Annotated in this window: 21 protein-coding genes; 7 read left to right on the top strand and 14 right to left on the bottom strand. The window is 73.0% G+C overall.

Annotated elements, in window-relative coordinates:
- Nucleotides 1-11: 11 nt before the first annotated feature.
- From nudC to AB0B55_RS30110, 3 genes are read right to left on the bottom strand one after another with little or no spacing between them, the layout of a single operon-like run.
- Nucleotides 12-971: an NAD(+) diphosphatase gene (nudC, locus tag AB0B55_RS30100; RefSeq protein ID WP_357125985.1), complete on the bottom strand. Its 960-nt coding sequence runs from the start codon at nt 969-971 to the stop codon at nt 12-14.
- On the bottom strand, nt 968-2,317 hold the full coding sequence (locus tag AB0B55_RS30105) for a pitrilysin family protein (protein ID WP_357125989.1): 1,350 nt from the start codon (nt 2,315-2,317) through the stop codon (nt 968-970). The genes nudC and AB0B55_RS30105 overlap by 4 nt, the downstream gene beginning before the upstream one ends.
- On the bottom strand, nt 2,314-3,624 hold the full coding sequence (locus AB0B55_RS30110; protein WP_357125991.1) for a pitrilysin family protein: 1,311 nt from the start codon (nt 3,622-3,624) through the stop codon (nt 2,314-2,316). Before AB0B55_RS30110 ends, AB0B55_RS30105 begins: the two co-directional genes overlap by 4 nt.
- 218 nt (nt 3,625-3,842) lie before the next feature.
- Here AB0B55_RS30110 and AB0B55_RS30115 point away from each other — a divergent pair, with 218 nt between their 5' ends.
- From AB0B55_RS30115 to AB0B55_RS30130, 4 genes are read left to right on the top strand one after another with little or no spacing between them, the layout of a single operon-like run.
- Nucleotides 3,843-4,907, top strand: coding sequence for an ABC transporter substrate-binding protein (locus AB0B55_RS30115; RefSeq protein ID WP_357125994.1), 1,065 nt, complete (start codon nt 3,843-3,845; stop codon nt 4,905-4,907).
- Nucleotides 4,904-5,683, top strand: coding sequence for an ABC transporter ATP-binding protein (locus tag AB0B55_RS30120; protein ID WP_357125997.1), 780 nt, complete (start codon nt 4,904-4,906; stop codon nt 5,681-5,683). Before AB0B55_RS30115 ends, AB0B55_RS30120 begins: the two co-directional genes overlap by 4 nt.
- On the top strand, nt 5,673-6,557 hold the full coding sequence (locus tag AB0B55_RS30125; protein WP_357126000.1) for an ABC transporter permease: 885 nt from the start codon (nt 5,673-5,675) through the stop codon (nt 6,555-6,557). Before AB0B55_RS30120 ends, AB0B55_RS30125 begins: the two co-directional genes overlap by 11 nt.
- Nucleotides 6,558-6,560: 3 nt before the next feature.
- Nucleotides 6,561-7,001: an Rrf2 family transcriptional regulator gene (locus tag AB0B55_RS30130; RefSeq protein ID WP_357175362.1), complete on the top strand. Its 441-nt coding sequence runs from the start codon at nt 6,561-6,563 to the stop codon at nt 6,999-7,001.
- 234 nt (nt 7,002-7,235) lie between these two features.
- Here the strand turns inward: AB0B55_RS30130 and AB0B55_RS30135 are convergent, their stop codons facing one another.
- The 7 genes from AB0B55_RS30135 to AB0B55_RS30165 form a co-directional block, all read right to left on the bottom strand.
- On the bottom strand, nt 7,236-7,436 hold the full coding sequence (locus AB0B55_RS30135) for a hypothetical protein (protein ID WP_357175365.1): 201 nt from the start codon (nt 7,434-7,436) through the stop codon (nt 7,236-7,238).
- A 201-nt stretch (nt 7,437-7,637) separates the two neighbouring features.
- Nucleotides 7,638-8,954: a DEAD/DEAH box helicase gene (locus AB0B55_RS30140; RefSeq protein WP_355050584.1), complete on the bottom strand. Its 1,317-nt coding sequence runs from the start codon at nt 8,952-8,954 to the stop codon at nt 7,638-7,640.
- 224 nt (nt 8,955-9,178) lie between these two features.
- Nucleotides 9,179-9,382, bottom strand: a complete 204-nt coding sequence (locus AB0B55_RS30145; protein WP_007464836.1) for a cold-shock protein — start codon at nt 9,380-9,382, stop codon at nt 9,179-9,181.
- Nucleotides 9,383-9,608: 226 nt separating this feature from the next.
- Nucleotides 9,609-13,031: an ATP-dependent DNA helicase gene (locus AB0B55_RS30150; RefSeq protein ID WP_357175368.1), complete on the bottom strand. Its 3,423-nt coding sequence runs from the start codon at nt 13,029-13,031 to the stop codon at nt 9,609-9,611.
- Complete coding sequence (locus tag AB0B55_RS30155; RefSeq protein WP_357175371.1) at nt 13,028-16,510, bottom strand: ATP-dependent DNA helicase; 3,483 nt, start codon at nt 16,508-16,510, stop codon at nt 13,028-13,030. Before AB0B55_RS30155 ends, AB0B55_RS30150 begins: the two co-directional genes overlap by 4 nt.
- Before the next feature lie 126 nt (nt 16,511-16,636).
- Nucleotides 16,637-17,182, bottom strand: a complete 546-nt coding sequence (locus AB0B55_RS30160) for a TIGR00730 family Rossman fold protein (protein ID WP_357175374.1) — start codon at nt 17,180-17,182, stop codon at nt 16,637-16,639.
- Nucleotides 17,182-18,045: a TIGR00730 family Rossman fold protein gene (locus AB0B55_RS30165; protein ID WP_357126017.1), complete on the bottom strand. Its 864-nt coding sequence runs from the start codon at nt 18,043-18,045 to the stop codon at nt 17,182-17,184. Before AB0B55_RS30165 ends, AB0B55_RS30160 begins: the two co-directional genes overlap by 1 nt.
- Before the next feature lie 154 nt (nt 18,046-18,199).
- On the opposite strand from AB0B55_RS30165, the gene AB0B55_RS30170 reads away from it, so the two are divergent.
- Nucleotides 18,200-18,379: a hypothetical protein gene (locus AB0B55_RS30170; RefSeq protein WP_357126020.1), complete on the top strand. Its 180-nt coding sequence runs from the start codon at nt 18,200-18,202 to the stop codon at nt 18,377-18,379.
- A 62-nt stretch (nt 18,380-18,441) separates the two neighbouring features.
- On the opposite strand, the gene dapE is transcribed toward AB0B55_RS30170, so the two are convergent.
- Complete coding sequence (dapE, locus tag AB0B55_RS30175) at nt 18,442-19,515, bottom strand: succinyl-diaminopimelate desuccinylase (protein ID WP_357126023.1); 1,074 nt, start codon at nt 19,513-19,515, stop codon at nt 18,442-18,444.
- 78 nt (nt 19,516-19,593) lie between these two features.
- Between dapE and dapD the strand changes: the two genes are divergently transcribed.
- A complete protein-coding gene (dapD, locus tag AB0B55_RS30180) occupies nt 19,594-20,553 on the top strand; it encodes a 2,3,4,5-tetrahydropyridine-2,6-dicarboxylate N-succinyltransferase (protein WP_357175376.1) in 960 nt (319 codons plus the stop codon).
- A gap of 51 nt (nt 20,554-20,604) precedes the next feature.
- Here dapD and AB0B55_RS30185 read toward each other — a convergent pair whose 3' ends face one another.
- Nucleotides 20,605-24,006, bottom strand: coding sequence for a S8 family serine peptidase (locus AB0B55_RS30185; RefSeq protein WP_357175378.1), 3,402 nt, complete (start codon nt 24,004-24,006; stop codon nt 20,605-20,607).
- 96 nt (nt 24,007-24,102) lie between these two features.
- On the opposite strand from AB0B55_RS30185, the gene AB0B55_RS30190 reads away from it, so the two are divergent.
- The gene (locus AB0B55_RS30190) at nt 24,103-24,660 is read left to right on the top strand and encodes a sugar O-acetyltransferase (RefSeq protein ID WP_357175381.1); all 558 of its coding nucleotides are present in this window, start codon (nt 24,103-24,105) and stop codon (nt 24,658-24,660) included.
- Nucleotides 24,661-24,822: 162 nt separating this feature from the next.
- Here the strand turns inward: AB0B55_RS30190 and AB0B55_RS30195 are convergent, their stop codons facing one another.
- Nucleotides 24,823-25,458 carry a nucleoside/nucleotide kinase family protein gene (locus AB0B55_RS30195; RefSeq protein WP_357175384.1) on the bottom strand — a complete coding sequence of 212 codons (636 nt, stop codon included), beginning with the start codon at nt 25,456-25,458 and terminating at the stop codon, nt 24,823-24,825.
- Nucleotides 25,458-26,108 carry an SIMPL domain-containing protein gene (locus AB0B55_RS30200; protein WP_357175387.1) on the bottom strand — a complete coding sequence of 217 codons (651 nt, stop codon included), beginning with the start codon at nt 26,106-26,108 and terminating at the stop codon, nt 25,458-25,460. Before AB0B55_RS30200 ends, AB0B55_RS30195 begins: the two co-directional genes overlap by 1 nt.
- Nucleotides 26,109-26,215: the final 107 nt, after the last annotated feature.

Consider the following 26,215-nt stretch of genomic DNA (forward strand, 5'->3'; position numbering starts at 1 on the left):
CGGGACCGTGCTCACCGGGCGGCGTCCACCCACCCGTCCAACCAGCGGTGGATGAGGAACAACGCGATCGACGACGGCGGCGGCAGGATCAGCTGGGCCCCGTCCCCCACGTCCACGGCCCGCCCCGCGCACGCCGCCCCGATCTCATCCCGGGTGAACCACCGGGCGTACGCGATCTCGGACGGGTCGACCCGCACCGGGTCGGACGGGTCGGCGGTGGCCAGGAAGCCCAACATCAGCGAGCCCGGGAACGGCCAGGCCTGGCTGCCGACGTACCCGATCCGCTCGACTGCGACGCCCACCTCCTCGCGGACCTCGCGCAGTACCGCGGCCTCCGCCGACTCCCCCGGCTCGACGTAACCGGCCAGGCAGGAGTAGCGCCGGCCGCCCGGGGTGCCCGGCCAGCCGGCGTTGTTGCCGAGCAGGCAGCGGCCTTCGGGGCCGTCGACGCCGTCGTGCACCAGCACGATCATCGCCGGATCGGTACGCGGCCAGATCCGCCCGCCGTTGCGATCCACCCGCGACCAACCGGCCTCGTCCATGACGGTGGGCGCGCCGGTCGCCGACGAGTAGCCGTGCCGGGTGTGCCAGTTCAGCAGCGCGAGCGCGGTCGTGAAGAGGCCGGCCTCCCGGTCACCCAGCAGGTGGCCCACCTCCCGCAGATTGACCGCGCGGGTGCCCGGCAGCGCCGGCAACGGGGCGTCGACCGCGAACACCGGCACCCCGTCCGGTTCGACACCGAGGAACATCGCCGTCGACTCCGCGCCGGCCGGCGCGTCGGCCGCGCCGAACAGCACCAGCGTCGGAGGCGACACGTCGGTACGCGCGAGCGTCCGCCCATCGTTGGTCGAATCGAGCAGCAGCACCCGGCCGCGCAGCCACGCCTCGGTCAACCACTGCGCGTCACCCCGGCGGTGCGCGGCCCGATCCAGCGTCGAGCGCGCCAGCGGTGGCGCGCCCTCGCCGCTCACGGCTGCACCGGCTCGGTGTGCACGGGCGTCAGCGCGGTCAGCCCCGGGGTGATCCGCTCGGCGTCGCCGAGCACGACGACCACCGCCCGGGCGGGCGCGAGGTAGTGGGCGGCGACCCGGGCGACGTCGTCGACGGTCGCCTTCGCGAGGCGGGACGCGTACTCGGCCAGGAAGTCCAGGCGCAGGCCATTGCCGGCGTACGCGCTGGTCAGCGCCGCCAGACCGGCCTGGGTGGACATTCCGAGCTGGAGCGTGCCCAGGGCGTACTGGCGGGCCTGCTCCAATTCCTCGGGCTTCGGCGGCAGCGAGGCCAGCCGACCCAGCTCGTACGTGGTCTCCAGCAGCGCCGGGCCGGTGACCTCGGTGGCCACCTCAGCGCCCGCGACCAGCACCGATCCGGCCACCGAGTGCTCGATCACCGAGTGCGGGCCGTACGTGTAGCCCTTGTCCTCGCGGATGTTCTCCACCCAGCGGGACGAGAAGTAGCCACCGAAGATCAGGTTGGCCAGTTGCAGCGGGGCGTGGTCAGGGTCGGTACGCGGCACGGCCGGCAACGCGACACGCAGCGAGGACTGCACCGAGCCGGGCCGGTCGACCAGCAGCAGCGGCCCCGGCGTCAGCGGCGGGGTGGCCGGCAGGGTGGCCGTACGCCCGGCCCCGGCCCAACTGGACAGCGCCCGCTCGGCCGCGTCCAGGGCCTTCTCCGGCTGCACGTCGCCGACCACCACCAGCTGCGCCCCGGCGGGGTGCACCCGCTCGGTGTGCAGGCTGCGCAGCGCCGCCGGTCGTACGGCACGGAGCTGGCCCGGCTCCGGGGTCTGCGTGGCGTACGGATGCCGCCCGTAGATCCTCTTCAGGAGCGCCTCGCGGGCCAGGTGCGACGGCTGGCTCTGCGCGACCTGGATCCGGTCGATGAGCCGGTCCCGCTCGGCGGCCACCTCGTCGTTCGGGTAGCTGGCGCCGGTCAGCACCTCGGCCAGCAACTCCAGCATCCGGTCCAGGCCGGTGACCAGCCCCGCGCCGGAGATCATCAGCCGGTCGGGGTCGACTCCCGCGGATAGGCCGCCGCCCACCTTCTGCAGCTCGGCGGCGAGCTGCACGCTGGTCATCGACTCGGTGCCGGAGAGCATGGTCTGGGAGAGCATCGCCCCGCGCGCGAGGTGGGCGCGGCCGAACGGCACCCAGAGCCGGAGTTCGACCAGGGGCACGGCGGGCCGGCGTACCGCGATGACGGTGAGCCCGTTGCCCAGCGTCCGCTCGGCCGCCTTGGGCACCTTCAGCTTGCGGGTGGGCCCGAGCGGGGGGAGCGTACGCGGCCCGACGGTGGCGGTGGTCGTGGTCGTCATCGGGTGCCTCCGGGGATGACCTCGACCGTCGCGCGGCGTTCCGGGCGCAGGGTGGCCGCGGCGGCCCGGACCTGTTCCTCGGTGACGTCGCCGACCAGTCGGGGCAGGTCGTTGAGCAGGCCCGGCTCGCCGCGTTGCTGCTCCAGGACGGCCATCCGCAGCGCCCGGCCGAGCACCGCGTCGGTGTCGCGCAGCAGGTGGGTGGCCATCCGCGCCTGGGTGCGGGCCAGCTCGCCGTCGGTCAGCCCGTCGGTGGCCAGCCGGTCCAGCTCCTCGTCGATGGTGCGCAGCACCTTGTCCACGTCGCCGCCGGGCGGCAGGTGCGCCTGCAACAGCAGCGCCGTCGGGTCGCGCACGTCGAACGGGTCGCCCATGAAGCCGAGGTAGCCACCCAGGCTGGTCACCGTGCGGTCGCGCTGCACCAGGCGTTCGACCAGGCGGGACGCTTCGCCGTCGGTGAGCACCTCGGCCAGCACCACGTACGGCAGGTAGGCGGCGAAGTCGCCGACCGGGTCGGGCACCCGCCACGCGCCGGCCACCGCCGGCAACGGCGCCAAAGCGTCGGTGTACGAGCTGCGCCGCTCGGCGGTCAGGTCGGGCTCGGTGAAGTCGGGTCGTCGTGGCGCGGGACGGGCCGGCACGTCCCCGAAGTGCCGGGTCACCAGCTCGGTCGCCTCGGCCACGTCGATGTCACCGCTGACGGCCAGGACCGCGTTGCCGCTGGCGTAGTAGCGACGGAAAAAGTCGGCGGCGTCGGCGACGGTGGCCGACTCCAGGTCGTCGAAGGAGCCGTAGCCGTCGTGCGCGTTCGCAAAGGTGTCGAACATGACCGGCGGCAGGGTCAGCCAGGGAAAACCACCGTACGGCCGGCTGAGCACGTTGACCCGGATCTCCTCCTTTACGACGTCGACCTGGTTGCGCAGGTTCTCCTCGGTCAGTCGGGGCGCCCGCATCCGGTCCGCTTCGAGGAACAGGGCGCGTTCCAGGGCGTTGCTGGGCAGCGTCTCGAAGTAGTCGGTGTAGTCCAGGTGGGTGGAGCCGTTGAACGTGCCGCCGGCGCCCTGCACGTGCCGGAAGTGAGCCAGCTTCTCCAGGTTCTCCGAGCCCTGGAACATCAGATGCTCGAAGAGGTGGGCGAAGCCGGTACGCCCCTGGGGCTCGGAGCGGATGCCGACGTCGTAGACCACCGCCACCCCGATCACCGGGGCGCTGCGATCGGGGGTCAGGACCACCCGCAGGCCGTTGTCGAGGGTGAACCGCTCGACCGGATACTTCGTCGCTGGAATTCTGGATCTCCGCGCCGCCACGGGATCGACCCTAGCGCGTCGGCACCCCCGCCACCGGCGACCTTCGCGCAGCCGCTGCCACCGGCTTGAGAGGTCGACCACCTACCACAGCAAGACAGTAGGAAATGCCGACATAACTGAGACGCCCCTTCCCGGCATGTGGATGCCTCTTGACGCTGCTCGCAGCCTGGCCCAGTCTTCCTACCAACTAAGTAGGAATACTGCGGATTGGATGGACGATGAGACGCCTCCCCCTGCGCCGGTTGGTCACCCTGGCCACCCTCACCGCTCTCGGCGCGGCGACCCTGGGCAGCACCGCCGCGTGCGGCGACGACAGCGAGGGCGCGGGGGGCGGCTCCGGCCCGGTGACCCTGCGGCTCGGCTACTTCCCCAACATCACCCACGCGCCGGCCGTCGTCGGCGTGGAGAAGGGCATCTTCGCCGAGAAGCTCGGCGCCGACGTCAAGCTGGAGCCGAAGACCTTCAACGCCGGCCCGGCCGCCATCGAGGCCGTCTTCTCCGGTGCGCTGGACGCGACCTACATCGGCCCGAACCCCACCGTCAACGCGTTCTCCAAGTCCAAGGGTGAGGCGGTTCGGGTCGTCTCGGGCGCGGCCTCCGGAGGCGTGGCGCTGGTGGTCAAGCCCGGCATCAACGGCCCGCAGGACCTCAAGGGCAAGAAGGTCGCCACCCCGCAGCTCGGCAACACCCAGGACGTGGCCGTCCGCTACTGGCTCAAGCAGCAGGGGCTGACCACCACCAAGGAGGGCGGCGGCGACGTGAAGATCGTGCCGCAGGAGAACGCCCAGACGGTGGAGACGTTCACCAGCGGCGCGATCGACGCCGCCTGGGTGCCCGAGCCGTTCGTGTCCCGGCTGGTCAACGCCGGCGGCAAGGTGCTCGTCGACGAGCGGGACCTGTGGCCGGACAAGAAGTTCGTCATCACCAACCTGCTGGTCAGCACGAAGTTCCTCAAGGCGCACCCGGACGTCGTGCAGAAGCTGGTCGACGGCCAGGTCGCCGCTAACGAGTTCGTCAACAGCAAGCCGGACGAGGCCCAGCAGGCCATCTCCGACGCGATCGGCAAGATCACCGGCAAGCCGCTGGACCTCAAGCTGATCAAGCAGGCATGGCCGACGTTGGAGTTCACCAACGACCCGATCGCCACCTCGCTCAAGGCCGGGCTCGACCACGCCGTCGAGGTCAAGCTCACCGAGCCGGTCGACCTCAAGGGCCTGTACGACCTGACGTACCTCAACAAGTCGCTCAAGGCCGCCGGCAAGCCCGAGGTCACCCAGCCATGACGTCGACCACGACGACGCCGCAGAGCGCGACCACCGCGGTCGCGCTCTCCGGGGTAACCAAGGTGTACGGGCGCGGGGCGAACGCCGTACTGGCCCTGGACGGGGTCTCCCTCGACGTCGCGCCGGGCGAGTTCGTCTGCCTGGTCGGCGCGTCCGGCTGCGGCAAGAGCACCCTGCTCAACCTGGTCGCCGGCCTGGACCGGCCGAGCGGCGGCACGATCGGCATCGCCGGAGACGCCAGCCCGGGGCTGATGTTCCAGGAGCCGGCGCTGTTCCCGTGGCTGACCGTCGAGGCCAACGTGGAGGTGCCGCTGAAGCTGCGGGGCCTCTCCCGTGCCGAACGCCGCGACCGGGTCGCCGAGCTGCTGCGCACGGTGCACCTGGCCGAGTTCGGCCGCAAACGCCCGCACGAACTGTCCGGCGGGATGCGCCAGCGGGTCGCGCTGGCCCGCACCCTGGCCCTGGACACGCCGGTGCTGCTGATGGACGAGCCGTTCGGCGCGCTGGACGCCATGACCCGCGACATCCTGCACGACGAGTTGGAACGCATCTGGTCCGAGCGCCGACTCTCGGTCCTGTTCGTCACGCACAACGTGCGCGAGGCCGCCCGGCTGGCCGACCGCATCATCCTGCTCTCCAGCCGCCCCGGCCGGATCATCTACTCCACCGAGGTGGACATCCCACGGCCACGACGGATCGACTCCCCCGAGGTCGCCGCCATCGCCGCCGAGGTCACCGAACGACTCCGTACGGAGGTGGGCCGCCATGGCCAGTGACACCCTCACCAGCTCGGCGCGTAGCGACGCGGAGATCACCGGACTGGACGCGCTGGAGATCGCCGGCCGGGAGAAGGAGGTCTCCCGGGGCACCCGGCTCTGGGCGGCCACCTGGCCCAAGCTCGCCGCGCTGGCGATCGCCATCCTGGCCTGGCAGGTGGTGGTCTGGTCGGGCTGGAAGCCGCCGTACTCCCTGCCCGGCCCGTTGGTCGTGGGCCGTGAGCTGATCACCCAGGCCCAGGGCCCGCAGCTCTGGGAGGGCCTGCTCACGACGCTGCGCCGAGCGGCCGTCGGGTACGTCTTCTCGGTCGCGGTCGGCCTGCTCCTGGGCCTCGCGGTGGCCCGGTCCACGGTGCTGCGCGCCGCCATCGGCTCGATGATCACCGCGTTGCAGACCATGCCGTCGATCGCCTGGTTCCCGCTGGCCATCCTGCTGTTCGAGCTGAGCGAGAAGGCCATCTTCTTCGTGGTGGTACTCGGCGCGGCGCCGTCCATCGCCAACGGCGTGATCTCCGGAGTGGACTACGTCCCACCGCTGCTCCTGCGCGCCGGACGCAACCTGGGGGCCCGTGGGCTCAACCTCTACCGGTACGTGATCGCGCCGGCCGCGCTGCCGGCGATCGTCGCGGGCCTCAAACAGGGCTGGGCGTTCTCCTGGCGGAGTCTGATGGCCGGTGAGCTGATCGTGGTCGGCATCTCGCAGACTTCGCTCGGCGCGCAGCTCACCTACTCCCGGGAGCTGTCCGACGCGCCGTGGCTGCTCTCCACGATGATCGTCATCCTGGTGCTCGGCCTGGTCGTGGACGCCGCGTTCGGCGCGGCGGACAAGGCGATCCGACGTCGCTGGGGCGTGCTCGACCAGGCGGGCAACTGAGCGGTGTACGTCTCCGCGCGCAGCGACTACGCGCTCCGGGCGATGCTCGCCGTCGCCGCCGCCGCGCCGGGCGGCGACGGTGTCGGCGAGCTGGTGAAGGCGGGCAGCCTGGCCGAGGTGCAGGAGATCCCGCTCAGCTTCCTCCAGGGCATCCTGCTCGACCTGCGCCGCGCCGGCCTGCTGCACAGCCATCGCGGCACCGATGGTGGGTACGCGCTGACCAGGCCGGCCACCGCGATCACGGTCGGGGACGTGCTGCGCGCGGTGGGTGGGTCGCTGACCACAGTGCGCGGCCTACCGGCCGAGCGGGCCGGCTACCACGGGGTGGCCGCCGGGCTCACCGACGTCTGGCTGGCGGTGCACGGGGCGATCGCCACCGTCGTCGACAGCACCACCCTGGCCGACCTGCTGCTGGCCCACAACCAAACCCCAACCGCCCCCTGACCCCTGCCCCGCCCGCCCTGCCCCGCCCGCCCTGCCCCGCGATCTTGCACTTTCTGCGGCAACAAAGGGGGGCGTATCACGGCAGATCGACGACCGAAACTGCAAGATCGACGCGCTGGCGGACCCGTGCACGTAGGCGGTGTGGTCGGGCCGGTGCCCCGCCGGCCCGACCACACCTCGTACCGATCCTGACCGGGCCTGCCCCTCCGCCGGCGCCGGTCGGCCGGTCGCTGCTCAGCCCCGGTGCTCGACCGTCGGGCCGGGGCCCGGGTCGCCGGGACTGCGCAGCTCCACCAGACCGGCGGGAGCGTTGCCCGCCGTGGTGGCATGCCAGGGGCCGAAGGCCGCGACCATGGCGAGGAGCAACCCGGCGAGCCCGACCGCGACCACCAGGATCAGTTCACGCAGCGCTCCCGAGCCGGCTGCACCCACCATTGCCGCTCCTCCCCCGTGCCGGGCCCCCGCCCAGTTCCCCCGCTGGTCAGCTTCGACCACCCGGGAGCAGGGCACAGTCGGCCAGCCGACCCAACGGAGGCTGATTACCGATTCAACCGAACGGTCAGATGGCGGGCAGCGGCACGGAACGAACCGACCCGCCCAGCCGAAGCGGGACGGGTCGGTGTCGTGCGGAAAGGATCAGACCGTACGCGGGCGGCGCGGGCGGCGGGACCGGCCCGACGCGCGGTGCGCGGAGCGGGGCGCGCCGTCCGTGGCTGCCGAGCCACCTGCGGCCCGTCCCCGGTTGGCCGCCACCGGCGGCGCGGCGATGGTGACCGGCACACCGGAGGGCTCACGCGCCCCGGTGACCCGGGCCAGCGCCTCGTCACCCGAGCGCACCTGGACCGACTGCGGCCGGATGCCGGCAGTGGCCATCAGCCGGGACACGTCGCGGCGCTGCTCCGGCAGGACCAGCGTCACCACCGAGCCGGACTCGCCGGCGCGCGCCGTCCGCCCGCCCCGGTGCAGGTAGTCCTTCGCCTCGGTCGGCGGGTCCACGTTGACGACCATGTCGAGGCCGTCCACGTGGATGCCGCGCGCCGCCACATCCGTGGCGACCAGGGCGGTCACCTGGCCGTTGCGGAACTGCTCCAGGATGCGGGTGCGCTGCGGCTGGGACTTGCCGCCGTGCAGCGCGGCGGCGCGTACACCCTTGGAGAGCAACTGGCGCGCGAGCCGGTCGGCGCGGTGCTTGGTGCCCATGAACAGGATGGTGCGGCCCTCGCGAGCGGCGATCCGGGTCAACGCGTCGGGCTTGTCGAGCGCGTCGACGTGCAGCACGTGGTGGGTCATCGCGGTGACCGTGGCGGTACCCGGGTCGACCGAGTGGGTGACCGGACTGCTGAGGAAGCGGCGGACCAGCCGGTCCACGCCGCCGTCCAGGGTGGCGGAGAAGAGCATCCGCTGACCCTGCGGGGCGACCTGCTCCAGGAGCTTGGTCACCTGCGGCAGGAAGCCCATGTCGGCCATCTGGTCGGCCTCGTCCAGCACGGTGATCTCGACCTGGTCGAGCCGGGCGTCGCCGCGGTTGATCAGGTCGTGCAGCCGACCGGGGGTCGCCACGACCACCTCGGCGCCGGCGCGCAGCGCGTCGGCCTGGCGCTGCAACGACAGTCCGCCGACGACGGTGGCGCAGCGCAGACCGACGGCGCGGGCGTACGGGGCCAGCGCGGTGGTCACCTGCTGGGCCAGCTCACGGGTCGGCACCAGCACCAGAGCCAGCGGGCGACCCGGCCGGGCCTTACGGCCGGCGGTACGCGAGAGCAGGGGAAGCCCGAAGGCGAGCGTCTTACCGGAGCCGGTACGACCCCGGCCGAGCACGTCCCGACCGGCGAGCGAGTCGGGCAGCGTGGCCGACTGGATCGGGAACGGCTCGGTGATGCCCTGCGCGGTCAGGGCGCTCAACAGCGCCGGCGCCAGACCGGTATGGGCAAAAGACGGAATAACTGTGGTCACGCAGAAGCCTTCCTCGACGCGGCACGTGTCGAGGGAGGGCGCCGAACTCGGCGCTGTCACCGGCGAAACAAGGCCGCCAGGACTCACAAGCACGAACCGATTAGGGTACGGGCCGGCCCGCCGCCGAGCCGCCGCCCGCGTTACGCGGGTCGACGGCGGGGCGGGCCGGTCCCGTCACCGTCACACCCGGAGGGCGCGACGGGTACTACGAACCGATCCGAAGATCAGAGCGGACGGATGTTCTCCGCCTGCGGGCCCTTCTGGCCCTGGGTCACCTCGAACTCGACCCGCTGGTTCTCGTCCAGGCTCCGGTAGCCGGAGGACTGGATCGCCGAGAAGTGGGCGAAGACGTCAGCGCCGCCGCCGTCCGGGGTGATGAAGCCGAAGCCCTTGTCAGCGTTGAACCACTTCACGGTGCCAATAGCCATGTGTTTCGTCTCCTTGACGGAACGTCGGACGCGCACTTGTTGCGCGCCCGAAGAGGAGCGCTCCGCGCGGGGATGCGCGAATCGCCTGTCGCTTCTGGTCGCCCCGCCCGGAGAACTCCGGACACAACAAAGAGCGCCTGGGGCCACAATCCCGCCAGGCGCACACAGAGTCTCTGGTAACCAAAACTGCAACCCGGTCAACCTACCACGGATTTCCCCGTCGTGGTCAAACTTGGCCGGAATCCACGGGCAAGTGAGCGATCATGGCGGTGAGCCCGGTCACGTCCAGCAAGTCGGTCGGACGGACGGTCGCCCCGTCCCGCACATAGTGGAACGCCGCGCCCACCCGCTCGACGTCGACACCGGCCAGCTCGGCCCAGGCCAGCCGGTACACGGCCAACTGGACCGCCGCCACATCCGCCGCCGGGCCGGTGGGACGCGCGCCGGTCTTCCAGTCGACCACGTCGAACCGCCCGCCCGGGCGGGCAAAGACCGCGTCCATCCGCCCCCGGACCACCACACCCGCGATCACCGTGGCGAACGGCACCTCCACCTCGACCGGCACCCGGTCAGCCCACTCGCTGGCCAGGAAGCGCTCCTGAAGCTCGACCAGGGCCTCATCCGGGGCGGCGTCCGCATCCGCCGCGCCGGGCAGCTCGTCCACGTCGAGCAACCGGTCGGCGCCGAAACGCTGCTCCAGCCACGCGTGGAAGGCGGTGCCCCGGCGGGCGTACGGATTCGGCTCGGTGGGCACCGGGCGGCGCAGCGTACGGGCCAGCGCCGCCGGGTCACGCCGCAACGCCACCAACTGGGTGACGCTGAGCTGTCCCGGCAGGGCCACCTCGACCGCGCCGGAGAGCCGGGTCAGCTCGGCCCGCTCGGCCAGCAGCAGGTCCGCCTCCTGCCGCCAGCGCGCCACCTCCGGGTCTGCTGTCTCGGCCGTCTCGGCGTTCGACCCGGTCGACGGCAGCGCACCGGCGAGCGCCGGCCCGACCGGCCCCGGCAGCGCCGACGCCGGACCGTCGGTCATCAGCCGGCGGACCAGTCCGGCCGCCTCGGCCAACGCCGGCCGGCGGCCACCCAGCGGGTCGGCCGGCCACTCCGCGCGGAGCACCACCTCGGCCGTCGGGTTCGTGGCGTCCGGGGTGGGCTCCGGCGTCCACGTGTCGACCAGGTGCCCGGTGCCGCCGTCCAGGCAGGCGTCGTACACCTCGCGCAGGAAGATCGACGGACCTCGCGGTCGCTTCGTGCCCTCGCCCCACCAGTACCCGGAGCACAGCAGCAGCCGGCGCGGCCGGGTGACCGCGACGTACGTCAGCCGGCGCTCCTCCCGCTCGTCGTGGGCCCGCCACGCGTCGGTGAAGTCGGCCACCGCCCGGGCCACGGCACGCTGGTCGGCCGCCTCGTCGAGCGCCAGCTCGGGCAGCCCGTCGGCGTCCCCCCGCAGCGGGAACGGCAGCACGCCCAGGCCGCCCAGCCAGTGGTCGGAGTTGCGGACCGGACCGGGCCACGAGCCACGGCACAGACCGGCCACCGCCACCACGTCCCACTCCAGGCCCTTGGCGGCGTGTGCGGTGACCACCTGCACCGCGCCCTCCACGACCTCGACCTCGCCCGGGGCGAGGCCGCGCTCCTCGTCCTCGGCGGCGGCCAGGTAGGACAGGAAGCCGGAGAGCGTCGCGCCGGGCGTCTCACCGCTGAAGCGGGCCGCCACGTCGGCCAGGGCGTCCAGATGGCCCCGCGCCAGGCCGGCGTCGCCCGCGCCGTCGCGGCCGGCCCGCACCGCGACCTCCACGTCCAGGCCAATGGTCCGCTCGATGTCCGCGATCAGATCCGGCAGCGCCTGGTCCAGGCGGTAACGCAGCAACGCCAGCTCGGTGCCGTACGCCCGCAGCCGCGCGAACCCCTCCGCCGAGTACGCCTGCGCCGGCCCGAGATCGGCCAACGCCTCCACCAGGGTCGCCTCGTCCAGCAGGTCGGGGCTGATGTCCGAGTCCTCGTCGGCGGCCACCTGCCGGCGGGCGTTCGCGATGCCCCGCGCCCGTCGGTGCAGCGCCACCAGGTCCCGCGGCCCGATCCGCCACCGGGCGCCGGTGAGCAACCGCAGCAGGGCGGCACCGTCGGTCGGGTCGGCCAGCACCCGCAGCGTGCACACCACGTCCCGGACCTCGGGAGTGTCCAGCAGGCCACCCAGCCCGACCACCTCGACCGGGAGGCCACGCTCGCGCAACGCCGACTCGATCGCCGGGATCTGGCTGCGGACGCGGACCAGCACGGCCGTCGTCGGACGCTGCGCCACCGGGATGTGCTCCGGTGCCGCACCGGGCATCCGGGCGGCGCCACGCCACGCGGCGAGCACACTGTCGGCGATCCACGCGGCCTCGTCGGCATACGTGTGCAGCAGCGCGCAGTGCACCGTGCCACCGGCCGCCCCACCGGGGCTGCGGTGCGGAATCGGGTCCCGGACGGTCAGCGCGGAACGCAGCTCCGGAACCCGCGCGCCGGCCGCACGCAACGGCGTGGACAGCGCGTTCGCCACCCGCAGGATCTCCGGGCGGTTGCGCCAACTGGTGGTCAGCCCCAACGCCCGCGCCGGCTCGCCGTCGGACCGCGCGAACTCGGCCGGAAACCGGTCGAGGGTGCCGGCGCTGGCTCCCCGCCAGCCGTAGATGGACTGGCACGGATCGCCCACCGCGGTGACCGGGTGACCGCCACCGAACAGCGCGTTGAGCAGCACCACCTGCGCGTGGCTGGTGTCCTGGTACTCGTCGAGCAGCACCACCCGGAAGCGGTCCCGCTCGATCTCGCCGACCGCCGGGTGATCCCGCGCCACCCGGGCCGCCCGGGCGAGCTGGTCGGCGAAGTCCATCGCCTCGAAGTCCAGCTTGCGCCGGGCGTACGCCCGCACCAGCGGCAGCAGGCGCAGCCGGGTCTGTTGCAGGGTGAGCGCCTTGCGTACGTCGGCGTAGACCCGGCCCGGTCGCGACTGCACCTCGGCGAAGAACCGGCCGGTCCAGGCGGCCAGCTCGTCCGGGGCGACCAGGTGCTCGTCCAACTCCCCGGCGAGCGCCAGCACCGCGTCGGTGATGGTGCTCGGCATCCGGTCCACCTCGGACATGTCGCCGTCGTAGTTGCGCACCAGCAGGTCGACCAACTGCCAGCGGGACGCCTCGGTGAGCAGCCGGGTCGACGGCTCGTAGCCGGCCCGCAGACCGTGCTCGGTGACGATCCGCCCGGCGTACGAGTGGTACGTGGAGACGGTGGGCTCACCGGCGAGCGGATCGTCGAGCGGGTCGCGCTCCTGCCGGCCGACCCGCCGGATCAGTTGGTCGAGCCGGGTACGGACCCGGTGCGCCAGCTCACCGGCCGCCTTGCGGGTGAAGGTCAGCCCCAGGATCTGCTCCGGGCGCACGTACGAGTTGGCCACCAGCCAGACCACCCGCGCGGCCATCGTCTCGGTCTTGCCGGACCCGGCGCCCGCGACCACCAGCAGCGGCTCCACCGGGGCGGCGATGATCGCGGCCTGTTCCCGGGTGGGCGCCGGCAGCCGCAGCAACTTGGCCAGCTCCACCGGCGTGTACCGGGGGCCGGAGTCCGCGAGCCGGGGCGTCGGCGCGGGACCCGCGCCGAACAGGGTGGGCTGGCTCATGAATTCTCCGGGGGACGGACGGTCGGCGGCTCGACCACCTGCCGTCCCTGCCCGGAGACCGGACAGCTGGTCCGCACCGGGCAGACCCGGCACTTCGAGTTGGCCACCGCGGCGAACGTGGCGGCTGCCATCGTATCGGCGGTCCGCCGGACCAGCGCCGTCGCCCAGCCGGCCGCCGGTCCCTCCCCCGCGGCGGGCTGGTTCTGCTCCCGGGCGTCCTTGGCGGAGGTGCCGAGCTGCACCAGCGCCGCGCCACCGGACTCGTCGCCGAACTCGGCGAACGCCCCCGCCTCCACCGCAGCCTGGTACGCGCCGAGCTGCGGGTGCTCGGCCAGTTCGCTGCCGGTGACCGCGGTCGACTTGCCGGTCTTGAGGTCGATCACCACCAGCCGGCCGGCCTCGTCGACCTCAAGCCGGTCGACCCGCCCGGTCAGGTCGACCGGGCGCTGCGGATCGTCCAGCCGGACCGCGAACTCGTGTTCGATGGCGAGCAGCCGACGCGGATTGGTGGCCAGCCAACGCAGCAGCTTGTCGACCATCGCCTCGGCGCGCTCCCGCTCGGGGCCGGCCATCCACCGCGCGGCCAGCTCGATCGCGTCGAACCGGGCGGCCACGTAGTCGAGCAGGGCGCCCCGGTCGGCGCTCGCGTCCTCGGCGAGCATCGCGGCGGCGTGCACCAGGTTGCCGACGCCCTGCGCGGTGCTGGTCGGGCCGCTGCCGCCGTGCCGTTCGAGCAGCCAGCGCAGGCTGCACCGCAGCGCGCTCTCCATCGCCGAGGGCGTGACCCGCACCGGGTCCCCGTCGTCGACCAACGGCCGGTCGTCGGAGAGCGCCCGCAGCCCCCACCAGTCGTCGGGGTGCGCGCCGGGCACTCCGGCGGCGGCGAGCCGCGCCAACTCGGTCGCCGCGGCGCGCCGCCGGGCCGCCGACGCGGCCGGGTCGATGACGGCGGTACGCAGCTCGGCGACCAGCGCCGGCAGGGTGAGCGCCCGTGGCGGCCGGGTGACCGGCAGCGCACCGGGCTGGTCCGGCTCGTCGTCTTCGTCGCTCACGGCAGCGCCGTCGCCGGCCGGGCCGGTTCGCGGGCCGGGCGGGCTCGGCGGCACGGTCGGCGGGTCGGGCGGGCCCGGCCTGTCCGGTGGCGCGCTCGGCGGACTCGGCGGTGCGATCGGGCCCAGCTCGTGCAGGAACCGGCTGGGCTGCTCCTCGTGGTCGTCGCCGCCGACCGCCGCCGACGCCACCGCGCTGACCAGCAGGCGGTGTCGGGCCCGGCTGATGGCGACGTGGAACAGCCGGCGCTCCTCGTCGAGCAGCGCCGAGGTCTGACCCACGACGTTGGCGGCGCGGGCGCCGCCGACGGACCGGCCGGCCAGGACGTCGACCAGCCGTTCCGACCCGAGCAGGCTGCCACGCAGGCGCAGGTCCGGCCAGATGCCCTCCTGCACGCCGGCGATCGCCACCAGGTCCCACTCCAGGCCCTTGGCGGCGTGCGCGGTGAGCAGTCGTACCGCCGCGCCCCGGTCGGCGGTCGGCGCGATGGTGTCCGCCGGCAGGTCCTGGGCGAGCACGTGGTCGAGGAAGACCTCGGTGCGCGCGCCCGGTAGCCGGTCGGTGAAGCGGGCCGCCGCGTCGAAGAGCACGAGCACGGCGTCCAGGTCGCGGTCGGCCGCCTCGGCCCGCCGACGCCGGGCCAGGTCGCCCTCGCCGGCCACCGGCCGCCCCTGGGCGATCGCGCCGGCCCAGCGTTCGGCCAGGCCGCTGGCGTCCCACACCTCCCAGAGGACGGTCTCGGCGGTGGCGCCCGGTTGGGCGGCGGCGTCCCGGGCGGTGGCGAGCAGCCCGGCCACCGCCTGGGCCGGCTCCGCCCACCGCCGGTCGATGGTGGCCAGCTCCGTCGGGTCACGCAACGCCTCGACGATCAGCTCGCCGGACGGGCGGCGGTCGCCCCCGGCCAACGCCAGGGCGCGCAGCCCCTGCCGCAGCCGTCGTTCGGCCAGCGGGTCAGCGCCGCCCAGCGGCGAGTGCAGTAGCGCGACCGCGGCCTCCTCGTCGAGCCGGTCCGGTTCGAGGGCGCACCGCAGCAGCAGCAACAGCGGCGCCACCGCGGGTTGCAGGTGCAGCGGAAGGTCCTCGCCGTGCACCACGGTCGGGACGCCGGCGGCGTGCAGCGCGCGTCGCAGGGTCGGCAGTTGCAGGGCGGTGGACCGCACCAGCACCGCCATCCGCGACCACGGCACGCCGTCCAGCAGGTGGGCCGAGCGCAGCATGTGGGCCAGCCAGGCGGCCTCGCTGGTCGCCGACCGGAAGGTGTGCACCTCGACCACGCCGGCCGGGGCGTCCGGCAGCGGACGCAGCCGGCGGTGCGCCGTCGGACCACGGAGACGGCGGCCCAGCCGGGCCACCGCGTCGAGCAGAACCGGCCCGGCCCGGTACGACGTGCTCAGCAGCACCTGCGCGGCCGGCGCTCCGGAGGCAGTCCGGAAACGGTGCCGGAAGGTGGACACTCCGGCCGGGTCGGCGCCCCGGAAGGCGTACGTGGAGGAGTCGGGGTCGGCGAAGGCCACGAGCGGCTTGCCACCGCCGGCGATGACCGAGAGCAGTTCGAGTTGGGCGGGGTCGGTGTCGGCCAGCTCGTCGACGTACACGTGGGCGAGGCGGTGGCGCTCGGCGGCCAGCAACTCCTCGTCGTCGCGCAGCAGACCGGTGGCGGCCCGGACCAGTTCGGCGGGGTCGTACGCGATCGAACCCCGGTTGCTGACGTCGCGCAGCGCGAGCACCTCGACGTACTCCCGCAGGAAGCGCGCGGCGGCCGGCCAGTCGGCGCGGCCGAGCTTCTCGCCCAGCCGGGCCAGGTCGCCCGGACCCACACCGCGTTCGGCGGCGCGCATGAGCAGGTCACGCAGTTGACCGGCGAAGGCCCGGGTGCGCAGTGCCGGCCGCAGGTCGGTGGGCCAGCCGACCGGGTCGTCCTCGGGCGCCTCGCCCACCACGTCGAGCAGCTCACGGATGATCAGATCCTGCTCGGGGCCGGTCAGCAGGCGGGGTGACGGCTCGCCGCGCTCGGCGGCGGCGCGACGCAGCAGCCCGAAGGCGTACGCCGGGAAGGTACGCACCAGCGGCTCCCGCAGCACCCGGTAGCCGTCCTGCGCGACCCGGGCCTCGATGCGCTGGCGCAGTGCGGTGGCGCCGCGGCGGCCGAAGGTCAGCACGAGGATCCGTTCGGGGTCGACGCCCTCGGCGATCCGGGCGGCGACCGCCTCGACGAGGGTGCTGGTCTTGCCGGTGCCGGGGCCACCGACGACAAGCATCGGCCCGTCGGTGTGCCCGACGATCTCGGCCTGGACGGGATCGGCGTGCCAGCGCGGGCCCGCCGACCGGGTCGGGTCGGCCGCGACGGCGAGGACGCCACCGTCACCCGGCGCGTCCCCGTCCCCCAGCGCCGGCCCCCCGGGCCGCCGCACCAACCGGTACGACTGCATCACCAAATCCCATCACCCCCCTACGACAGCAACCCCATCCCACGCCGCCACGCCGATCGTGAAGGTGAAGGCACGACACGCCGACGGCCCTGCCGCCACCCTCACGACCGACGAGGTGGCCCGGAGTCAGGGTAGGTGGGACTCCAGCGCCTTCAGGGCCTCGGGGACCGTGGTGACCACGGTCAGCAGGTCGAGGCCGGCCGGTTTGAGGAAGTGCTGGTCGGTGATGGTGTGCAGCCAGTCCAGCAGGGGGCGGTAGAAGCCGTCCGCGTCGATCAGCACCATCGGCTTGGCGTGCAGCGCCAGGGTGGCGGTGGTCCAGACCTCGAACAGCTCGTCCAGCGTGCCGAGGCCGCCGGGCAGGGCGAGGAACGCGTCCGACCTGTCGATCATCAGGGTCTTGCGATCGGCCATCGAGTCGGTGACCAGCAGTTCGTCCGAGGCCAGGTCGGCGACCTCCAGGTCGACGAGCGCCTGCGGGATGACACCCACCGTGCGTCCACCGGCGGACCGGGCGCCGTCGACCACCGCGCCCATCATGCCGACGCAGCCACCGCCGCTGACCAGGGTGTGCCCGCGCCGGGCCAGCTCCGCACCGGTCTCGGTGGCGAGGTCGAGCCAGCGTTGGTCGAGGGTACGGGAGGAGGCGCAGAAGACACAGACGGCCGCCATCAGTTCTCCCGGGGCCGGTCGGCGGCCTGCTCGGCGGCGGCCTGCTGGTCGGCGCCGGTACGCGCCACGGCCTCGTCGCGGACCGCGTCCTGCTCGACCGAGAGCGCCGCCTCGGCCTCGACGATGTGGCGGACGGCGGCGTTGACGTCGTCGGTGAGGCAGATCAGGTCCAGGTCCACCGGGCCGATCTTGCCGCTGGCGGCCATCGTGTCGCGCAGCCAGTCGAGCAGCCCCTGCCAGTAGGCCACCCCCATCAGCACGACCGGGAACCGGGTGACCTTGCCGGTCTGCACCAGGGTCAGCGCCTCGAAGAGCTCGTCCATGGTGCCGAACCCACCGGGCAGCACCACGAACGCCTGGGCGTACTTGACGAACATGGTCTTGCGGGCGAAGAAGTAGCGGAAGTCGATGGCCAGGTCGACCCAGTCGTTGATGCCCTGCTCGAACGGAAGCTCGATGCCGAGCCCGACGGAGAGCCCGCCGGCCTCGGTGGCGCCCCGGTTGGCGGCCTCCATCACGCCCGGCCCGCCGCCGGTGATCACCGCGTAGCCCGCGCGGGCCAGCGCGCCGCCCACCTCCTCGGCCAGCCGGCACTCGGCGGTGTCCGGACCGCTGCGCGCCGAGCCGAACACGCTGACGGCCGGCGGCAGGTCGGCGAGGGTGTCGAAGCCCTCGACGAACTCGGAGAGGATCCGCAGCGCCCGCCAGGCGTCCCTGGTCTTCCAGTCCTCGCGCCCGCGCGAGTCCAGCAGCCGCTGGTCGGCGGTGCTGCTCGGGATCGCCCCCCGGCGCAGCGTGACGGCGCCCCGGTGCCGCTCCCGCCCCGGGCTGCGGCCGGCCTCCCGCCCGTTGTTCTGGCTCATGCAGCAACCGTAGTGGAGCCGCACACCTCGGGGGCGCGGGCTACCGACGCCGGGAAATAGTTCGCGATCAAGGGCAACTATTTGGCTTCCCCGTACGTCTTACTATTCACATACCGGGTATGCCCCGGCGCGCGCCTTCGGGGGAGGAGACAGCGTGATCAGCAACAGCGAGATGATCCGGATCCGTCGACAGATGCAGCGACGGATCCACGATGTGGTGGCCGAGCGCCGCCGCACCCGCGATCTCGACCCCGCCCTGTCGCCCGCCGCCGCCACCACCACGGGATCCGGAGCCGATCAAGAGGTTCGCGCCGCCGACAACGGGCCAGGCTGACGCGAACCTCTTGATCGCCGGAAACGGGGCCGACCGGCCCGACCTGAGCGATTCCGACCGGGTCAGGCCGGCGCGAGCCAGCGGTGCAGCGTCGCCGCGCCGTCCCGGATCTTGCTGATCTCGACGTGCTCGTCCGGGTGGTGGGCGAGGTTCGGATCGCCCGGGCCGAAGTTCAGCGCGGGAATCCCCATGGCCGCGAACCGGGCCACGTCCGTCCAACCCAGCTTGCCGATCGGGGCGGCGCCGACCGCCGCCAGGAACTCCTTCGCCGGGGCGGCGCTGAGCCCGGGCGGGGCGCCCGCGATCGAGTCGGTGACCCGCACCTCGAAACCGGCGAACACCTCACGCAGGTGTGCCTCCGCCTCGGCCGGGGTCCGGTCGGGGGCGAAGCGGTAGTTGACCTCGACCTCGCACAGGTCCGGGATGACGTTGCCGGCCACCCCACCGTTGATGCGTACCGCGTTCATGCCCTCGCGGTAGTCGCAGCCGTCGATGGTGACCCGTCGTGCCTCGTACGTCTGGAGGCGGCGCAGCACCTCCCCAGCGCCGTGGATGGCGTTGACCCCGTGCCAGGAGCGCGCCGAGTGGGCGCGTACGCCGGTGGTGGTGACCACTGAGCGCATGGTGCCCTGGCAGCCCGCCTCGACGATGCCGTACGTCGGCTCCAGCAGCACCGCGAAGTCCGCCTCCAGCCACTCCGGGAACGCCTGGGCGACCAGGTTCAGCCCGTTGTAGCGGGACTCGATCTCCTCGGCCTCGTAGAAGAAGTACGTCACGTCGTAGCGCGGCTCGGGCAGCGTCACCGCCAGGTGCAGCGCGTAGGCGGTGCCGGACTTCATGTCGGAGGTTCCGCAGCCGTACATCAGGTCGCCGCGCATGGTCGACGGGAAGTTGTTGTTCAGCGGCACCGTGTCGAGGTGCCCGGCCAGCACGACGCGCTGCGAGCGGCCCAGGTCGGTACGGGCCATCACCGTGTTGCCGTGCCGGTGCGTGGACAGGTGCGGTACGCCCCGCAGCACCTCCTCGACGCAGTCGGCGATCGCCTTCTCGTTGAGGGACACGGACTCTATGTCGACCAGTACGCGGGTCAGCTGCACCGGATCGGCGAGGACCTCGGGGGTCAGCGGGTTCTCCATGGTTCGCACGGTACCTTCAGGTCTGTCAGCGCGAGGAGCGAGCCGAGGCCGGCGTGGCCGCGACCGAGAGGGTTAACAGTGACGTCCGCAGATTCCGCGTGGGGCATCGGCCTGGCCACCGTCACCGCCGACGGGCAGGTGCTCGACACCTGGTACCCGACCGGCAAGCTGGGCCTGGGTGAGCTGCCGCTGATCGCCGGCGAGGACAAGTCGGACGTGCTGGACCTGCCGCCGGGTGCGTTGGGCGACCGGCCGCTGCCCGGTCTGCGTACCGTGCAGGTGGTCACCGTGATCGGCTCGCTGGACGAGCCCATCAAGGACGCCTCCGACGCGTACCTCCGGTTGCACCTGCTCTCCCACCGCCTGGTGCGGCCCAACCAGCTCAACCTCGACGGCGTCTTCGGCAAGCTGGCGAACGTGGCCTGGACGTCCGCCGGGCCGTGCCCCCCGGAGCGGGTGGACGAGCTGCGGGTGATCGAGCGGGCCGCGGGCCGCCACCTGTCGGTGTACGGGGTGGACAAGTTCCCCCGGATGACCGACTACGTGGTGCCCTCGGGTGTGCGGATCGCCGACGCCGACCGGGTGCGCCTCGGCGCCCACCTGGCCGCCGGCACGACGGTGATGCACGAGGGCTTCGTCAACTTCAACGCCGGCACGGTGGGCACCTCGATGGTGGAGGGGCGGATCGTGCAGGGGGTGCTGGTCGGCGACGGCTCCGACATCGGCGGTGGCGCCTCGATCATGGGCACCCTCTCCGGCGGCGGCACCGAGAAGGTGACCATCGGCGAGCGGAGTCTGATCGGCGCGAACGCGGGCGTGGGCATCTCCCTCGGCGACGACTGCGTGGTCGAGGCCGGCTGCTACATCACCGCCGCCTCCAAGATCACGCTGCCGGACGGCCGGGTGGTCAAGGGCCGGGAGCTGTCCGGCGTCGACGGCCTGCTGTTCTGGCGCAACTCGGTGACGGGCGCGCTGGAGGCCCGCCCGCGCACCGGCCGCGGCATCGAGTTGAACGCCGCCCTGCACGCCAACGACTGACGTACCCGCCGGGTCCGCGGCGCTCGGCCGCGGACCCGACGGGGGTACGCCTCAGCGCAACCGGTAGGCCTGGATGATCCGCTGCGTCACCGTGTTACCGGCGGCGTCCCGGGCGGTGGCCCGCAGCGACACGTGGCCCTTGCCGGCCGGATGCCGCAACAGTGCCGACCAACCATCGGCCGAGGTACGGACCAGCTTCGCCTTGTCCCAGGTCTTCCCGCCGTCGTACGAGACGTCGACGGTGAGCCCCTCCACCGGGGAGGCCGGAGCGCCCGGCTGGCGCTGCACCCGCACCGGTACGACGAAGCTCCGCCCGGCCGGAGCGCTGCCGTCGACGCGCAGCGGCGGCGCGAAGCGCACCGCCATCAGCGGCAGGCGGGCCGGCGTGTCACCGGCGACGTGCCGGGACCGGAAGGTCCAGCTCGATTCCACCTCGGTGCTCAGGTCGGTGAAGCTCCGCTTCGATGACGTGACGAGCCGGTAGTCCGCCGCGGCCGGCGGCACGGTGAACTCCCCGTAGCCGGCGTACTCGCTCTCGCCGACCAGCTTGCCGTCGCGCCAGAGCTTGGTGTGCTCGCTGTCGTTCAACGAGCCGCCCGGGTGACCGGCCGCGTCGCTGAAGATCGGCAGGTCGACCGCGATGGTGTCGCCGGCCCGGGTGAGGCTCTGGTACGGCCAGCGCGGGTTCGGGAAGGACGGCCCGAACGGCGCCTGGTTCCAGATCTCCTGGACCGTCCGCCCGGCCCGGTACGCGGTGGGGACGGAAAGGAGCACGGCCTGCGGGTTCAGCCAGCCGTCCTCGCCCCGGGTGCCGAAGTAGATGTCCGACTCCCACTGCACGCCCCGGGTGTTGTAGTACTCGACCCGCTGACCGGGCACGCTCGTGGGCAGGACCAGCGTGGAGCCACCGACGTTGTACTCCAACACGGGGTACACGGAGCGCTCGGCGTCCATGCCCGCGTAGGCACCGAGGAACCGGTGCACGACGGCGGCCAAGTCGCTCCGGCGGTAGTCACGGACGAACCCGGTGGGCATCCGACCGGGGATCGCTTCGGCCAGCGCGTACAGGTATGGGCTGTCGGGCGTGCCCGGCTTGATCCACTGGCTGCTGACGGTGGAGACGAACTGGTCGGCGGAGACCGTCTTGCCGAGCTGACCGCTGGTCAGACCGGTGAAGGTGTCCGCCCAGAGTCCGATCCCGTACCCACTGCCGTCGGCAGCCGTGAAGTTGCCGCTGACGTCGATCAGTTCCGGGGCGGCGTTACGGTCCGGAATGGTGGTCCGGACCGGTTTGGCCCGGCGGGCATCCACGACGATCCGGGTGTCCCGCTCGATCGTCAACACGGGCTGCATCAACAACGACATCCCGCGTTGCTCGTCCTCCGGCCCCGGCTCGAAGACCAGGCCGCTGAGGCCGTAGTGCCCCTTGGGCACCCGCACGGTGGCCACCCCATCGGAACTGAAGAGGTCCCAGGCGCCGAAGGTGTCCATCCCGACCAGCGTGCTCCAGTGGTCGGCGGTACGCGCGCCCGCGCGGTTCAGGTGTTCCACGGTCAGCGTGTAGCTCTCCACCTCCCGGTTCACGGCCAGCGGCGTCACGGCGACGGCCGACCCCGCGCGGGCCACGATCCGGCCGGTCCAGTAGCCGTCGGCGTCGCCGATCCGGGTGTCCGTGGTGACGGTCGTGGCGGCCGTGCCACCCGCCGGTACGGTGAGCTGGCTGGCGCCCAACTGGAAGAGACCGGCCGGCAGCGCTCGACCCCCCGGGCCGGCGCCCTCGACGCTCAGATCCACGGTGACCGGGGCCGGACCGTCATTACGCCAGGTCACCGTCCGGGTGACCGGGGTGTCGTCGTTGTGCGGCCAGAGCGTACGCCCGAACGAGACGCTCACCGGGTCGGTGGTGATCTGCTGGGTGATCGCGTGGGCGACGTCGACGCGCCCGGCGCCCTGCTGGTAGGCGGTCTGCTCCGGGTGCGGCTTGGCGGCGGCCATCAGGGTGGCCTTGAGCCGGTCGGCCCGCCATCCCGGGTGCTGCTGGGCCAGCAACGCGGCCGACCCGGCGACGTGCGGGGTGGCCATCGAGGTGCCGGAGAGCGTGACGTACCGGTCCCCCACCGGATCACCGATGACGCCGTTGGCGGACTTCGCGGCGACGATGTCGACGCCGGGTGCGGTGATGTCGGGCTTCAGCGCGTCGTCACCGACCCGGGGACCCCGGCTGGAGAACTCAGCCAACTCGTCGTCGCGATCCACCGCGCCCACGGCGAGCCCGGCGTCGGCGCTGGCCGGGGAGCCGACCGAGCCGTCCGAGCCGTCGTTCCCCGCGGCGAGGACGAACAGCGTGCCGGTCTGCGCGGTCAGGGTCTGCACCGCCTCTTCGAGCGGGTCGACCTCCGGCGTGTCCCAGCCGCCGAGGCTCATGTTGATGACGGCGGCCTTCTTCTCCACGGCGGCCCACTGCATGCCGGCGAGGATCGCCGAGTCGGGGCAGCCCTGGTCCTCACAGACCTTGCCGTCCAGCAGCGTCGCGTCCGGTGCCACACCCCGGTAGCGGCCGTCGGAGGCCGCGCCGGAACCGGCGATGGTCGAGGCCACGTGCGTGCCGTGGCCGACGGTGTCCCGGGCGTCGGCGACCTCGGTGAAGTTGCGCGCCTCGGCCACCTTGCCGGCCAGGTCCGGATGGGTCGCGTCGACGCCGGTGTCCAGCACGGCCACGGACACGCCCTTGCCGGTGAACCCGGCCGACCAGGCGGCGGGCGCCCCGATCTGCGGCACGCTGTGGTCGAGGGCCACCCGTCGACGGCCGTCCAACCAGATCCGCTCGACGCCCCCCGCCGCGCCGAGCCGAGCCGCGCTGGAGCCGGTGCTGACCGCCGCCCAGACCGCGCCGAGGGAGGACTTGTCGCTGGTGAGGGCGGCGCCGTCGATCGCCGGTAGGTCGCGGACCACCCGGGTGCCGGGCAGCGTGGCCGGCGCTCGCCGGGCGGCGTCCGTCGAGCCGTACGACACCAGCAGCGGCAGCGTCTTGCGGTGGGTGTCGTCGTAACCCGCCTCGATCAGCCCGGTGACGTCGAAGAGTCGCCGGTCCACCCGACCCGAGCGCAGCAACGGCAGCGCGTCCGTCGGCAGCACCGAGAGGCGTCCTCTCTCGCGCTGGACCAGGAACTGCACAGCTGCACGGCCGGGGCCGGGCTGGGCCGAGGCGCCGGATGCGGTGACGGTGACGCGGTCACCGGTGATCAGCGTGACGGTGGTCGAGCGCTCGGGGCTGGTTCCGAGCGCAGTGGACTGTCGGTCGGCGCCGCCCGGTGCGGCGGGCGCGGCGGTCGCGGCTGAGGCGGGAGCCGGCGCGGCGAGCGCCAGCACCGACACGAGGCCGAGAGCGGCCAATCTTCTTCCCTGGTGCAACGTTTCCTCCTGGTCGTGCGTCCTGATTGATAGGAGTCGCATTGACAACCCAGAATTGCATACCGAGTATGCAAAAAGAAGTCGAAAATACGACGAACCTGCCACGGGACACCGCGCCCCGCCGGCATCATCGACCGGGTGACCTCCATGAAGGACCGGATGCTGGCGGGTGAGCCCTACCTGGCCGACGACCCCGAACTCGTCGCCGACCTGGACCGGGCCGCCCGCCTGATGGAACGCTTCAACACCAGTTCAGCGGCCGACCCGGCGGCCCGGCTCGCGGCGCTGCGCGACCTGCTCGGCGACCTGGGCGACGACACCTGGGTCCGGCCGCCGTTCTACTGCGACTACGGCTGGAACATCCGGATCGGGCCGCGCAGCTTCGTCAACTACCACGCGGTCTTCCTCGACGTCGCCCCGATCACCCTCGGCGCGGACGTCCAGGTCGGACCGAACGTGCAACTGCTCACCCCGACCCACCCGGTGCAGCCCGGCCCACGCCGCGACAAGTGGGAGGCCGCGAAGCCGATCACCATCGGCGACAACGCCTGGCTCGGCGGCGGCGCGATCGTCCTGGCCGGGGTCGCGGTCGGCGCGAACACCGTGGTCGGCGCGGGCGCCGTGGTCACCCGGGACCTGCCCGCCAACGTCGTCGCCGTCGGCAACCCGGCCCGACCGGTCCGCGACCTCGACTAGGGCGTGTGTCGAAGTCCTGGGTCGAGCCGAGGCGGAGTCCAGGCGGCGGTCCGGCAAGGCGGAGATGGGCTCGGATACCGGTGTTGTATCCGGGTCCATCTCCAACGCCGCCGGCCGTCGGCTGGGCCCGCCGCAGGCCGGCCAAGGGCTTCGACACACGCCCTAGTCCCGCAGGCGGACCACCAGGTCGGCGTGCACGGCCGTCGGGGTGATGAGAGCCGCGTTGGCCTCGTCGCTGCCCAGCGCCCAGGTCCGGGCCTCCTCCGGCGAACGCCCGTACGCCTCGTGCCGGGCGGTCAACCGGCCCTGGCGCAGCTCGGCGTCCAGGTCGAGGAACCACACCTCGTGCAGCAACGTCCGGACCTCCTGCCACGGAAAGTCCGGCACCAGCAGATAGTTGCCCTCGGTCACCACGAGGCGAACCGACGGCGGCACCTCGATGGCCCCGGCCACCGGCTCCTCCACCTCTCGGCGGAACTCCGGCGCGTACACCGAGGTCGGCTCCAGCCGGCGCAACCGGCGCAGCAGCGAGACGTACCCGTTGGCGTCGAAGGTGTCGATCGCGCCCTTGCGGTCGGCGCGGCCCAACCGTTCCAGCTGCGTCTGCGCCAGGTGGAAGCCGTCCATGGGCACCAGCCGCGCGCTCGCCCCGACCTCGGCGACGATCCGCTCCGCCAGGGTGGACTTTCCCGCACCGGGCGCCCCGGTGATGCCGAGCAGTTGCCGCGGGCCGGCGTCGGCCAGTGACCGTGCCCGCGCCACCATCTCGTCGATGGCCAGCACCCGGGCCGGCGGCATCAGTCGAGCACCGGTTCGCTGATCGTGAACCGCGCCTGCACCGCCGCCTGCACGGTCTGCGGTTGCGGGTCCAACTCCAGCTCGGGAACACCACCGCCGGCACCGCCTCCGACGTCGAACGCCGCGCGGGCGAACATCGGCCGGTCGGCCGGACCGGAGTCGGCCAGCTCGATGAGCGCGGTGACCCGGGCGCCCAACGCCTCGGCGTACTCCCGGGCACGCAGCAACGCGTCGCCGATCGCGGCGTGTCGCGCCTCGCGGTACGCCGGACTGTCCGGGCGCAGCTCCCACCAGGGGCCGGACACCTGGACCTGATCCTGGTCGGCGAGCCGGAGCATCAGCTCACCGAGCGCGGTGAAGTCGGTGACCGTCACGTTGGTGGTGACGCTGCCGAGCCAGCCCACCACACGCTCACCCGAGCGCTTGGTCTGCGGCCGGACCCACAGGTCGCCGGTCTCCCGTCGGGCCACCGCCGGCTCGGAGCCGTCCAGCAGCACCCGGACGGCGGCTGCCCCCTCGGCCAGCTGGGTGAGCGTCGCCTCCCGGTCCCGGCCGCGGGCCGTCACGGTCACCGCGAACCGGGCCAGTTCGGGCTGCACCTCCCGGGTCGCCTCGCCGCGCACCTGCACCACCGGGCCGTCCGTCGCCATGCCTGTCAGCTTAGGGCCTGTTTCATGAGGGCGGTCGAGCCGAGGCGGAGTCCGGGCGGCGATCCGGCAAGGCGCGGTGACGTCCGGATACCGGTGTTGTATCCGGA

This window comes from Micromonospora sp. NPDC049107 (genome assembly GCF_040648595.1).
In the GTDB taxonomy this organism is placed as follows: Bacteria; Actinomycetota; Actinomycetes; order Mycobacteriales; family Micromonosporaceae; genus Micromonospora.

Excerpts from the sequence above, each read along its gene's own strand:
- dapE (WP_357126023.1), bottom strand. The coding sequence starts at position 19,515 with ATGGAGAACCCGCTGACCCCCGAGGTCCTCGCCGATCCGGTGCAGCTG.
- AB0B55_RS30125 (WP_357126000.1), top strand. The coding sequence starts at position 5,673 with ATGGCCAGTGACACCCTCACCAGCTCGGCGCGTAGCGACGCGGAGATC.
- AB0B55_RS30195 (WP_357175384.1), bottom strand. The coding sequence starts at position 25,458 with ATGCCGCCGGCCCGGGTGCTGGCCATCGACGAGATGGTGGCGCGGGCA.
- AB0B55_RS30155 (WP_357175371.1), bottom strand. The coding sequence starts at position 16,510 with ATGCAGTCGTACCGGTTGGTGCGGCGGCCCGGGGGGCCGGCGCTGGGG.
- AB0B55_RS30150 (WP_357175368.1), bottom strand. The coding sequence starts at position 13,031 with ATGAGCCAGCCCACCCTGTTCGGCGCGGGTCCCGCGCCGACGCCCCGG.
- AB0B55_RS30120 (WP_357125997.1), top strand. The coding sequence starts at position 4,904 with ATGACGTCGACCACGACGACGCCGCAGAGCGCGACCACCGCGGTCGCG.
- AB0B55_RS30145 (WP_007464836.1), bottom strand. The coding sequence starts at position 9,382 with ATGGCTATTGGCACCGTGAAGTGGTTCAACGCTGACAAGGGCTTCGGC.
- AB0B55_RS30185 (WP_357175378.1), bottom strand. The coding sequence starts at position 24,006 with ATGCGACTCCTATCAATCAGGACGCACGACCAGGAGGAAACGTTGCAC.
- AB0B55_RS30105 (WP_357125989.1), bottom strand. The coding sequence starts at position 2,317 with ATGACGACCACGACCACCGCCACCGTCGGGCCGCGTACGCTCCCCCCG.
- AB0B55_RS30200 (WP_357175387.1), bottom strand. The coding sequence starts at position 26,108 with ATGGCGACGGACGGCCCGGTGGTGCAGGTGCGCGGCGAGGCGACCCGG.
- AB0B55_RS30160 (WP_357175374.1), bottom strand. The coding sequence starts at position 17,182 with ATGGCGGCCGTCTGTGTCTTCTGCGCCTCCTCCCGTACCCTCGACCAA.
- AB0B55_RS30165 (WP_357126017.1), bottom strand. The coding sequence starts at position 18,045 with ATGAGCCAGAACAACGGGCGGGAGGCCGGCCGCAGCCCGGGGCGGGAG.
- AB0B55_RS30115 (WP_357125994.1), top strand. The coding sequence starts at position 3,843 with ATGAGACGCCTCCCCCTGCGCCGGTTGGTCACCCTGGCCACCCTCACC.
- AB0B55_RS30135 (WP_357175365.1), bottom strand. The coding sequence starts at position 7,436 with ATGGTGGGTGCAGCCGGCTCGGGAGCGCTGCGTGAACTGATCCTGGTG.